General features: G+C 57.1%; 7 protein-coding genes. 3 read left to right on the top strand and 4 right to left on the bottom strand.

All coding sequences use genetic code 11. From position 1 onward, the window contains the following. Window positions 1–5: 5 nt before the first annotated feature. A complete protein-coding gene (locus tag RBB76_RS23115; RefSeq protein ID WP_429630798.1) occupies window positions 6–1,064 on the bottom strand; it encodes a galactitol-1-phosphate 5-dehydrogenase in 1,059 nt (352 codons plus the stop codon). Window positions 1,065–1,269: 205 nt separating this feature from the next. Between RBB76_RS23115 and RBB76_RS23110 the strand changes: the two genes are divergently transcribed. After that, complete coding sequence (locus RBB76_RS23110; RefSeq protein WP_429630800.1) at window positions 1,270–3,759, top strand: beta-galactosidase; 2,490 nt, start codon at window positions 1,270–1,272, stop codon at window positions 3,757–3,759. Next, complete coding sequence (locus RBB76_RS23105) at window positions 3,752–4,597, top strand: aldo/keto reductase (RefSeq protein ID WP_429630802.1); 846 nt, start codon at window positions 3,752–3,754, stop codon at window positions 4,595–4,597. Before RBB76_RS23110 ends, RBB76_RS23105 begins: the two co-directional genes overlap by 8 nt. 7 nt (window positions 4,598–4,604) lie before the next feature. Here the strand turns inward: RBB76_RS23105 and RBB76_RS23100 are convergent, their stop codons facing one another. Next, window positions 4,605–5,234 (bottom strand): response regulator, encoded by a 630-nt coding sequence (locus RBB76_RS23100; RefSeq protein ID WP_429630804.1) that lies wholly within the window; start codon window positions 5,232–5,234, stop codon window positions 4,605–4,607. Between the two features lie 81 nt (window positions 5,235–5,315). Continuing rightward, entirely contained in the window at window positions 5,316–6,188 is an 873-nt protein-coding gene (locus RBB76_RS23095) for an alpha/beta hydrolase (RefSeq protein ID WP_429630806.1), read from the bottom strand. Between the two features lie 276 nt (window positions 6,189–6,464). Between RBB76_RS23095 and RBB76_RS23090 the strand changes: the two genes are divergently transcribed. Next, window positions 6,465–8,975 carry a glycoside hydrolase family 2 TIM barrel-domain containing protein gene (locus RBB76_RS23090; RefSeq protein WP_429630808.1) on the top strand — a complete coding sequence of 837 codons (2,511 nt, stop codon included), beginning with the start codon at window positions 6,465–6,467 and terminating at the stop codon, window positions 8,973–8,975. A gap of 12 nt (window positions 8,976–8,987) precedes the next feature. Here RBB76_RS23090 and RBB76_RS23085 read toward each other — a convergent pair whose 3' ends face one another. Then, on the bottom strand, window positions 8,988–11,918 hold the full coding sequence (locus RBB76_RS23085) for a sensor histidine kinase (RefSeq protein WP_429630810.1): 2,931 nt from the start codon (window positions 11,916–11,918) through the stop codon (window positions 8,988–8,990). Between the last annotated feature and the right edge of the window lie 10 nt (window positions 11,919–11,928).

Genomic DNA, 11,928 nt, shown 5'->3' with positions numbered 1-11,928 from the left:
GTCACCTACGCGTCCTTCTCGTCTTTTCGTATGCGAGGATCAAGCACAATCTTCATCAGGTTCGGTTCCCGTGCGTGCAGACGCGAGAACCACGACGATCCTTCCTCGAGTGGGGCAACCGCCGTAATCAACGGCTTTACCTTGATGACGCCCTCTGCGATCAGCCTGATAGCCTCTGGATACTCACCAGCCGATGCGCACGATCCCTGCAACCGTATCTGCCTCGACACAATCTTCTGCAGCGGCAATGCCACCTGCGGAGAGATATTCCCCACCAGAGTCACCGTGCCACCCTTCCGCACGCAGTCGATTGCCGTTCGGATCGTCTCCTCTCGCCCCACCGCTTCCAGCACAACATCCACACCGTGGCCCTTGGTGACACGAGCCATCTCGTCGATCAGCGCTGCCCCGGACATACATAATGTTGCATCGGCCCCCAGCTCCTTCGCGAGGCGTAATCGCGTCTCATCAACGTCTGAAACAAAGACCCGCGCTGCTCCCGCGGCCCTGGCTGCCTGCAGTAACAGCAGTCCAATCATCCCTGCGCCGATCACCAGAACCTCTTCATCGCCCGTCATCGCCGACACCGCAACTCCATGCAGAGCGACAGACACCGCTTCCAGCATCGCCGCTTCCACGAACGAAAACCTTTCCGGCAACTTGTAAATAATTCGAGCAGGCACCACAAGGTACTCCGCAAACGCGCCCGCGCGGCGATAATCTCCGCATGACACTCCCATCACCTCCCGGTGATCGCAGAGATTTACATCGCCCTTCAGGCAAAAACTGCACGCCCCGCAATAGACAGTCGAATCGAACGTTACACGGTCTCCGACTGACAGCCCGATCACCTCCGAACCAACGCCAGCAACAATACCAGCCGCCTCATGTCCCATCACGATGGGAGGAATCCGTCTGCCACTGGAACCATCGTAACCATGCACATCGCTGCCGCAGATACCGCAGGCCGCGACCTCTACCAACACTTCATCCGCCTCTGGCACCGGGCGCTCCATCTCGGTCACCTGAAGATCGTTATATTCAGAGAGTAGCAGTGCTTTCATCAGGCAATCTCCGCTATGCGAGTAACGAGCGCCTGTATCCTAGCGCTCACTCGCAGCCACCATCATAGAGAAGCTAGGCTGATGCAGCAAAGCGAGTCTCCACACAACGTTTCAAGCAATCGTTTGATTCTTTTTTCACCGCACTCCATCCTTCGGAGGATGCACAAATTCCACCACAGATATCCAATGTCGCAGAGGTTATCGATTGCTAAACCCAAGGCAGATCATCACACTCATATTTGTCACTCTGCTCGCTCCCATCCTTTTTGCCCAGTCGACAACTATCGGCCCGATCACGGTTGACGCAACCTCTCTCTATCTCGACCCAGCGCCGTCGTCATTTCAACCAGGATCTGCTCGGAGTCCTGACGGACACACCATCGGCTTGAATCAGCGCTATCTCACCCTCGATGGAAAGCCCTGGCTTCCCGTGATGGGCGAATTCCATTTCTCCAGAGTTCCAGCCGACGAATGGGAAGATCAGATTCTCAAAATGCAGGCTGCGGGGGTCAACATTATCGCGACGTACGTTATATGGATTCATCACGAAGAGGTCGAAGGCAAGTTCAACTGGACTGGCGACCGCGATCTTCATCGCTTCGCGCAACTCTGCGCCAAACATCATATGTATCTCTATGTCCGAGTCGGGCCATGGGCACATGGCGAGGCGCGCAACGGGGGCTTCCCAGACTGGCTGGTCGCCAAGGGACCGACACGCGTCAACGATCCGACCTACCTCAAGTATGTAACCGGGTTTTATAGGGCTATTGGGCAGCAGCTCCACGACCTTCTCTGGAAAGACGGTGGTCCTGTCATCGGCATCCAGCTTGAAAATGAATACGCCAATCGCACCGCGAACGGTGGAGAAGCGCACATACTCAAGCTCAAACAACTCGCTATCGCCAGCGGCCTCGATGTGCCACTCTACAGCGTGACTGGCTGGGATAATGCGGCCATCCCCTCCGGCGCGGTCCTGCCTGTTTTCGGCGGATATCCCGATGCACCCTGGGATGCGTCGCCCGGAAATCTTTCCGCCAGCGAAGTCTATACCTTCCGTTTTGGCAGCCGCGTTGCAGGCAACATGGGCATGATCGGCGGTAGCGCAACAGCCCACACCACCTCAACCGACACTCCCTTCATCACCGCCGAGATGGGGGCAGGCATCGAAGACACGTACCATCGGCGACCCGTCATCTCGGCCAATGACGTAGCCGCCATGTTCCCTGTCATGCTCGGCTCCGGTGTCAATCTCTACGGCACCTACATGTTTCAAGGTGGCGAAAATCCCGACGGCGAATTCTCTACCCTTCAGGAGTCGCAGGCAACCGGCTACCCCACCGATGTCCCCATCAAATCCTACGACTTTCAAGCTCCCCTCAGCGAATTCGGCGAAGAACGCGAGTCCCTTCGCAAACTCAAACTCGTGAATTATTTCCTCAACGACTTCGGCGATCAACTCGCTCCCATGATTCCGCACCCACCCTCCACACTCCCGAAGACACCTGCCGATCTCTCCGTGCCACGCTTGTCCGTACGTTCCAGCGGAGAACGCGGCTTCGTCTTCGTCAACAACTACGTTCGGGGCGCCGTCATGCCCTCACGCCCCTCCTTTCAACTGAAGATCTCTCTACCAAACAGCACGCTTCTTCTTCCCGACCAGCCCGTGGATCTTCCCACCGGCTCATACTTCGTCTGGCCATTCAATCTTCAATTGGGCGACGCTCATCTGCGCTACAGCACGGCCCAACTCTTCACGCGACTCTCCAACCCCACGGGCTCTACGTTTGTCTTCTTTTGTCTCTCAGGCATCCGCTGCGAGCTCTCCTTCGTAGACCAGCCTGGCATGACCATTCACGGAACCCACGGTCGCGTCCTGCGAGCTAATGGCGTCATCACGGCCACCGATCTGCCCCCTGCCCTCGACACCACACTCTCCCTGAGGTTCGAGGGCAGATCCCCCGCTCAAATCCTCATCCTCTCTCAGCAACACGCGGAAGACGCCTGGAAGTTACGGCTCAAAGGCGAAGAACATCTCGTTATAACCAAACAACAGTTCTTCGCCAGCGACTCGCAGGTCACGCTTCAGTCCGACAAAGACCCCGCCTTCCAATTCACCGTGATCCCAACCAGCCCCGCGTGGCCTTTTCCCGCCAGTAGAACCACCGTGCGGCAACAATCCAACGGCACGACTACCGTATCTGCCCATCTACCGGTTGCTCACCCAACTCTGGTACTCACACCGATCAAGCAGGCTGGAACGGCGGCCCCAGTAAAGATCGGTCCTCCACCATCGTGGCGGCCACAAGGGGTCCCTCAAGCCCCAGAGGAAGACACCTTCGACGCTGCTGCCGCAGTATGGAAACTCTCACTCGCCAACGCCTCGCTCAGTAATCTCGGCAATCTTTATTTACGTGTCGACTACGTTGGCGACATCGCTCGCTTGAGTAACGGCCACCATCTGCTCGTCGACAACTTCTTCAACGGCGATCCCTGGAAGATCGGCTTGAAACGATTTGTGAATCGAAATCAGACCGGCGATCTACTGCTTCAGATACTCCCACTCCGAGGAGACAGCCCCGTCTTCCTCGAAGACCGCATTCGCAAGACCATCCCGACCACCGGTCAGACTGAGCAACTACGCTCGGTTCAGCTCATCCCGCAATATAACCTCACGCTACCAACAACCCATGACTGATCTGCAAGCTGCAACCACCCTACCCCCGCCACGTTGGTCGCTCCCGAACTCACTCTTTCCCTCCGTTGGCCGCCGGCTAACCCTTGGCCTCGGTCTTATCGGCATCGGAAAACCATGGGGCCATACCAACGACTCAGTTCCTGATGAAGCCAGCGTCCGGCAGCTCCTTGAAACTGCATTTTCTTTGGGCATTCGTTACTTCGACACAGCTCCCTCTTACGGCGTCAGCGAGCAGCGATTCTCCAGCTTCCTCTGCAGTCTCACGCCAACTCAACGAGCATCTCTCACCATCGCCACCAAGTTCGGTGAGCACTGGGATGCAGCCGGTCAGCAGCCCTTCGTGGATCACAGCTATGACGCTCTCTTCCGCAGCCTGGACGAAAGTCTCCAGCGCCTCGGCAAGATCGATATCCTTCAACTGCACAAAACAACCGCCGCCGCCCTCCGCAGCTCCGACCTGCAACGTGCCTTCCGGCATGCGCAGTCGCTTGGAATTCGCAATCTGGGTGCCAGCGTCAGCGATCTCGAATCCACAGCGGTCGCCCTTGATCTGCAGAGCCTCTCCGTTTTGCAGCTGCCGCTGAATCCCTCTTCGCGTCAGTTCCATGAAGTTGTCAGACAAGCCACCGATGCGGGCATTCTGGTCGTTACGAACCGCCCCTTTGCCATGGGCAGCCTGCTATACGCGGAGCAGCCCATCACCAAGCACGCCGCATTCAACTTCCTCAACCGCTCCGCCTTCGACGGAGTCGTACTCACAGGCACAAAATCCGCGGAACACCTGCATGAGAACTGGACAGCCTTCCACCAGGCTGTACTCTGTGAGCCGACGCTGTAAAGATCGTTTATATATGAACCAGCCCACGCTGCAACGCCGACACCACAGCCTGCGTTCGGTCCTCCGCGTTCAATCTCATCAGGATCGCGCTGACATGGCTCTTTACAGTCGCCTCGGTAATGCCCAGAAGCTCTCCAATGCCCTTGTTGCTCTTGCCCGCTACCAGCAGTTCGAGAACCTGCCGTTCGCGTTGACTCAGATCGGAGTCCGGCATGCGTGAGGCGAGGGCGCGCTTGATCGGCGGTGGCAGAAATCGTCCGCCGGCATGTACGCGTTCGAGCGCCTGCAGCAACAAATCGTACGGCATGCCTTTGATGATGTACCCCTGCGTTCCGACTTCAAGCGCTTGATGAATATCCTCGTCGCCCTCGTAGGTCGTTAGCACAACGAACCGCGCCTGGGGATGCCGCCGCCGGATGGTGCGTATCGCCTCCACACCGCTCATCCGCGGCAGGCGAAGATCCATCAGAGTAACGTCAGGTCGATGCTGCTCATAAAGTTCCACTGCCTCTTCGCCCGTGCCTGCCTGAGCGACCGTCATCATCGTGGCCTGCCCATCGATAATTGCAGCTACCCCAACCCGCATCAGAGGATGATCGTCGACAATTAGCACTCGAATCTTTCGCGTCTCGGACATCCGTGTACTCCAGTCGTTGAAAATTTTACGCCTGCAGATTACAAAGCGATACTCTCTCTCCCAACGTGGTCTTCCTGCGCGCTACGTGTGCCTCAACAACTTCTCTGTCGCCATCCAATCAAGAAACAACTCCGGCCAATCCGCCACCGGCTTTGGATTGCTGCTACGGATGCCGAAACCGTGGCCTGTACCCGCATATATGTGCAGCTCCGTTGGCACCTTCAGCCGCGCCAGGGCGAGGTAATACTCTGCCAGCCCCTGCGAAATCCTGGCTTGGTCCATCGCTCCGCATGCAAGAAATGCCCTCGGGGTATCAGCCGTCAGTCGGCTCTCATGCGGCAATCCCGGATAGATCAACGCTTGAAAATCAGGCCGCGAACTCACGTGATCCACCGCATCCGCAGCATCAGGCTTTCCAGAATCGGAGCGGGTGCTGGCCAGGGCCGCCAATTCCCCTCCCGCTGAAAAACCAATGACACCAATGCGAGCCGTATCCAAACCCCATTCCTCGCTCCTGCTTCGCACCGTGCGAATCGCCCGCTGAACGTCCCCGAGTTCAGTTCCTTCGACCGTATACCTGGAACCCTTCTCCCGAGCCAGCCGGTACTTCAGCACAAATGCTGCGACGCCATGGCTACTGAGATACTCCGCAACCGCATGCCCCTCATGATCGATCCACAACTCGCTATGTCCTCCGCCGGGAATCACAACCACCGCCGCACCAGTCGCCTTATCCGCATTAGGCAAATAAACCGTGATCGACGGCTGATCCACATGTGTGATGACGTGATCACCTTCCGGAGCCACACGCATCGTCTCAGGCGTCGACCCCTGCGAGTCCGGCGCGCTGTTTGCCCACAGTCGTACTGTCAAATGCCCGTTCGCACTCTGCCCCAGGGCGGTCATCGCAATCAGTCCGAACGCCATCCCACCTACTCGAACGAATCTCTTCATCCTCATCCTCATCATCGCTCCATCGTAATCTCGTACCAGGTTGTGCCGAGAGTACCTGACGAAGCGTTCCATGGGCCCCGCCCGCTTCGCACCTCCACCGGGGTGCCAGCGGCTGTCGATCTCTTGAATCTTCACGATCACCTTTGACTCTCAATGCGCGACAAGGCTACGCTCCGCATCACACCACGCGAATCCGACTTTCGTCGGATTCGCATCCTGTAGCCACACGCTAAGCTTTTACCTCCATGGTCAAAAGACCCGAAAGGCTGCCCTACTATGTCTTCCCGCCTCACACGCAGAGATTTTCTGAGCGACACGGCTTTCGTTGCAGCAGCCTCCGCGTTGGGAGTCGCCACATCCGTCACTGCAGCCTCCACCTCATCTCCCCAAAAAATTCAGTCCATCACCACCAGAAGATCGAACTTCGATCAGCAATGGCGTTTCTTCCTCGGCGATCCGCCCGATGCTGACAAAGTTGCATTCGCCGACTCTGCATGGCGCACGCTGGATCTGCCTCATGACTGGAGCATTGAAGGCTCCTTCGATGAACACGCTCCCGCAAAAGGAAATGGCGCCTATCTACCCACTGGAATTGGATGGTATCGCAAGAGTTTTGTCTTGCCTCCGTCTGCCAGGGATAAACGAATCACGCTTGAGTTCGATGGTGTCTATCAGCGTAGCGAGGTCTGGATCAACGGAATCTCCCTGGGGATGCGACCTTACGGCTTTATCGGCTTCTCCTATGATCTAACGCCGCATCTGGCTCCCATGGGTCGCCCCAACCACATTGCCCTTCGCGTCGATAACTCGCTTCAGCCTAACTGCCGCTGGTATTCGGGCTCCGGAATCTATCGCCACACATGGCTCCGTATTACTGATCCAGTCCACATCGCTCAGTGGGGCATTTGTGTGCGCACGCCTTCTGTAGATGCTCAGAGCGCAACGATCATCGTTTCGACGCGTCTCTCCAACCTCGGCACGCAAGACACAGACCTCAGCCTCACCGCCGAGATTCTCGACCCGTCCGGCAACGTCATTCAACACACCACAACGCCACATCCGCTTTCGAAGGGCACCGGTGCGGTAGTGGACCAGCAGTTCACCATTGCCGCTCCCTCGCTTTGGTCGCCACGAACGCCGCATCTCTACCAGACTCGTTGCACCATCCAAATCGGCGACGCGCAAATCGATCAGCAGACAACTACCTTCGGCATACGCTCTGTCCAATTTGACGTCGACCGCGGCTTTCTCCTCAACGGCGAACACATTAAGATGAAAGGCGTCTGCATCCACGGTGACGGAGGCTCAGTTGGCACTGCGGTGCCCGAACGCATCTGGCAACGCCGCCTGCAGCTTCTTCAGGAAATGGGCTGTAATGCAATCCGGCTAAGCCACAACCCCCCTGCGCCGGAGCTGCTGGATATTCTCGACCGCATGGGCTTCCTCGTCATGGCCGAAGCCTTCGATGAGTGGAGACAACCAAAACTTCAGACTCCCGACTTCGGTTATCACAAATACTTCGATGAGTGGTCCGAGCGCGATATGACCGCAATGATCGAGCGCGACAGAAACCATCCTTCCATCGTCATCTGGAGCGCAGGCAACGAAGTCCCGGATCAGAGCGAACCTCAGGGGCCCGCGACTCTGCAGACTCTTATGGATATCATTCGTAAGAATGATCCGACGCGGCTTATCACTGTCGCGTGCGATCAGATCGCCGCAGAGCCTAAAGCGGCGCTCCCGGCATTCCTCGAGAAACTCGACGTAATCGGTTACAACTACGTGGATCGATGGCGCGACCGTCGCGAAAAGGCCTACAGTATAGACCGTCATGATTACCCGCAACGCCGCTTTATTGGCACGGAAACGACCGCTCCCTATGGTGCGCGTGGAGTCTACGCAGTCGATCAGTCAGACGATCTCTTCTTCGAGCGAACCTCCAATAACGCCATCGAGGTAGAGCAACTGCAAAAATTCATTCAGACTTACGATTACGTATCCGGAGACTTCATATGGGTAGGCATCGACTATCTCGGAGAAGCACGTTGGCCAAATAAGCTCGCGGCGACCGGCCCTCTGGATACCTGTGGCTTTAGAAAAGACATCTTTTACTTCTATCAAAGCCTCTGGACAAAAGAAGCAGTTCTTCACCTCTCGCCGCACTGGAACTGGGTGGGTCAGGAAGGTAGAACAATTCCCGTGACCTGCTATACCAACTGTGACACAGTGGAGCTCTTCCTCAATGGAAAAAGTCTTGGCGTTAAAGGCTATGCCTTCCCGAGGCCAGGAATGGTGGGGACATATGGCAACTACCCACCTCGCGCAAAAGCACTTCAAACAACTGCAGATCTCCATCTCACCTGGGACGTCCCCTACGCCGCGGGAGTGCTCTCTGCCAGAGGCGTCAAGGATAGCAAGGTCGTCCTCACGTTTGAAAGAAAGACTACGGGTATTCCAGCTAAGATTCTGCTTACAGCCGACCGGGATCGCATTCGCACGTCGCCCGAGGATCTCTCTCACATCACGGTTTCGATCGTCGACGAACAAGGACATGTCGTACCGACTGCCAACGACGAGATCACCTTCTCCGTAAAGGGAGCGGGTCGAATTCTCGGTGTCGACAACGGTAAACCGGACAGCCACGAACCATATAAGGCCACGAGCCGACGCGCCTTCAGCGGTCTCGCGCTCGTTCTCCTTCAGTCCAGCGGAACTGCAGGCGCGATAACCCTATTCGCCTCTGGCCCTTCGCTGACCTCTGCGGACATCACAATCAACGCCAGCTGAAACTGCTCCGTCTCATCGCCATGCCTCGGCCTTCTTCAATACAAGCGCAGTTCGCGCAATAGACAGCTCGGCACGTGTTCCCTTCCCGGGCTCGCTCGTCAGCTCAAATTCGCCCGAGACGCGTTTCATCCGCTCATACATGCCTATGATCCCATAGTGTCCCTCGGCCGGCACAATCCCGATCTGAAACCCGACACCGTCATCGACCACAAGGATGCTCAGACGTTTCGCATCGTAGCAAGTCGTAATAGATATCTTGTTCGGTTGTCCATGCAGAGCCGCGTCATACACCGCCTCCCTCACAACCATCAAAAGTTCTCTCGAGATCGAGCCCGGTACAGAATAGACTTCACCCTCGACCTTACAATCCACCTCAACTTCAAACTCTTTAGTCGTCTGCTTTGAGATTGCCTCGATCGAAGTCGGCAGATCAATCGCCGCGCCATCATCATGTCTCAGATTCCACACCGCATAGCGGGCCTCATCGATAGTCGCGCGAACTTGTGTCCTCGCGTGTGACAGCAGGTCCTCGACCACTGGGTTAGGCTCTTGTCGTCGGCTCGCAACTGCCTCAAGCAACGCCGATACGCTGGTGCACCCCTGAATCACAGTGTCATGCATCTCCCGTGCCAGTCGTCCGCGCTCTTCCAGAACCGCCTTGAATCGTAGCCTTACCTGGTGCATCCGAAGCCGGTAGATGACCCATGTCAATAACAGCAGCCCCGCCACGCTCAGCACCAGGAACCACCAGGTCTGCCATAGAAACGGCTCGCGATGCACCTCCACATGAGCTTCCATCACCCTTGCAGGATCGCCTACGTCAAATGCCTCCACCTCGAACCGATAGCGGCCCGCAGGGAGGTTTGTATAGGAGGCGGTCAGATTGGTACCCGCATACACCCACTCTTTATCAAAACCCTTCAACCTATATTGGTAACGAATTCCGCCCTGCGGCTGTAATGAAAGCGGCGCATAGCCGAACTCCAGGCGAGTCATTCTTGCGGGCAACTCAACCGTGCCCGCAAACGGAAGGCTACGCCCATCGAGCGTTACGCTTTGCAACGAGATGCGCGGCAGCGACGGAGCGGAAGGCCTATTCAGCACGATATGCGTCGGGCCCTTGCTGCTCGGAAACCAGACGCTCCCGTCCGGTGCCAGGTACCCCGAAGGCTGACGTCCACCGTACATCTGTGCATCCTCCGCACCGTACGGCATCGTGTACAGCGACACGCTCAGATGATCCGCGGATATCGGAACTTTGTGCAGCTGCCGCTCATCCATCGATGAGATCGTGTTCGGACCGCTCAGCCAGAATCTCCGGTGAGGATCTTCCAGTATCTGATAGATGCTGTTGCTCACCAGGCCCTGCGCAGTGCTGAAGTGCGCAATCTGGCCATCCTGATACCGAAAGAGCCCATGGTCGCGCGTCCCATACCAGATCGTATGAGTCTGATCCTCGTAGATCGACCACACCTTCTCCTGCCGCAGTGTCTCGGTGGCCACATCCTTGACGAACCGGCCTTCATGCCAGTGACTGAGCCCCTGCTCCGTGCCGATCCAGACATCCCCCGTATGGTCTTCGAACAGGCTGCGAATGCTGAAGTGCACCAGACCATCCTTCATCGTCAGCTTGCGCATTCCCTGCGGTGTCAGATGACTTAGACCCTCGTCGGTACCGATCCACACCTCCCCCCGGCTAGTCTCCAGAAACCCTCTCACAAAATTGTTCGTAAGCTCACGCGGTGCCGAGTAGTGCACGGTCCCGTGCTTCGTGATGCGAAAAGCGCCGCTACCATCAGTGCCAACCCACAAATCGCCTTCATGGTCGCGAAACACATTCCGCACCATCACCCCCGGCAGCTCCTTGAACTGGTAAGGCCGCGCCACGCCGTCACTGATCTTGTAAACTCCAGAGCTCACCGCCCAAAGGCTTCCGTCGCCGTTCCCCGAGATCGTCGCAAAGTCCGCATCCGAGCCGCCCGGCAACGGTACGACATGTACGGACGTCTGGTTGAGCCGAACCAGTCCTGCCTGCAGCCCCAGCCATATCTGGTGATCGGAATCCTCAAAGATCTTTAGGACTGTGTTGCTCGGCAACAGTCCCGTAAGGTGCGAAAACACTCCCTGTTTATAAGTCCACAGACCATTTCCAATCGTGCCGATCCACAGTGTCCCATCGGCTGCCTGCTTCAGGGTACGAACAGTGCCTTCAACCTCTGGCACGCGTTTGAATTTTTCACCCTCTAGCCGTTCCAGGCCATTGACCGTCCCCACCCACAGCGCTCCATCCGTCGTCTGCAGAACCGTCTTGACCCGGTTGCTGCTATAACTGCCTGGCAAATCATAAAAATGAAGCTTCCCGTCTTCGATGGAGAGAAGCCGCGAGCCTCCCACCCAGATCCTGCCCTCTTTGTCTTCAGAGATCGCGTGAACCGCCAGCGGTTCCATTCCCTCCGCCATCTCCACGCGCTCCACCCTGTTCCCCTTAACCTTGAAGAGCCCGTTATCAGTGCCTACCCACACCGTCCCTTGCCGATCCTCAAGCACAGCCCGCACAAAGCCGTCTGTCAGACCGCTCGTCACCCCATAGCTCCTCACCTGCCCGTTCAACAGATGCAGCAGCCCTCCGCCCTCCGTCCCGATCCACAATCCGCCGTCACTCGAAGGCTCCAGGCAGAAGATGCTATTCACCCCTAACGCTGGCATGGACGACGACGCTTCGTACATCGAAGACCGAGTCCCGTCGAAGCGCGTCAGGCCACCCGTCGTTCCCACCCACAAATACCCTTCCTTCGTCTCAGCAAGTGCCTGTACGGTGTCCTCAGGCAGACCATCCTGCACTCTCCACACTGTCCGCGTGTACTGCGGCTGTGCGGGACTCACGCCAAACATCCCGTGCGTCATCATCAGCAGGAGCAACAGCCCTAACATGGAAACCCGCACTCTAGCGATC

The sequence above is a fragment of the Tunturiibacter psychrotolerans genome, assembly GCF_051013365.1.
Classification (GTDB): domain Bacteria; phylum Acidobacteriota; class Terriglobia; order Terriglobales; family Acidobacteriaceae; genus Edaphobacter; species Edaphobacter psychrotolerans_A.
Note: the sequence above shows the minus strand (reverse complement) of the source record. Positions and strands in the feature narration are given on the sequence as shown.

What these genes read in the sequence shown, in the direction of transcription:
- RBB76_RS23115 (WP_429630798.1), bottom strand. Translation starts at nt 1,064, where the DNA reads ATGAAAGCACTGCTACTCTCTGAATATAACGATCTTCAGGTGACCGAG.
- RBB76_RS23105 (WP_429630802.1), top strand. Translation starts at nt 3,752, where the DNA reads ATGACTGATCTGCAAGCTGCAACCACCCTACCCCCGCCACGTTGGTCG.
- RBB76_RS23100 (WP_429630804.1), bottom strand. Translation starts at nt 5,234, where the DNA reads ATGTCCGAGACGCGAAAGATTCGAGTGCTAATTGTCGACGATCATCCT.
- RBB76_RS23095 (WP_429630806.1), bottom strand. Translation starts at nt 6,188, where the DNA reads ATGAAGAGATTCGTTCGAGTAGGTGGGATGGCGTTCGGACTGATTGCG.
- RBB76_RS23090 (WP_429630808.1), top strand. Translation starts at nt 6,465, where the DNA reads ATGTCTTCCCGCCTCACACGCAGAGATTTTCTGAGCGACACGGCTTTC.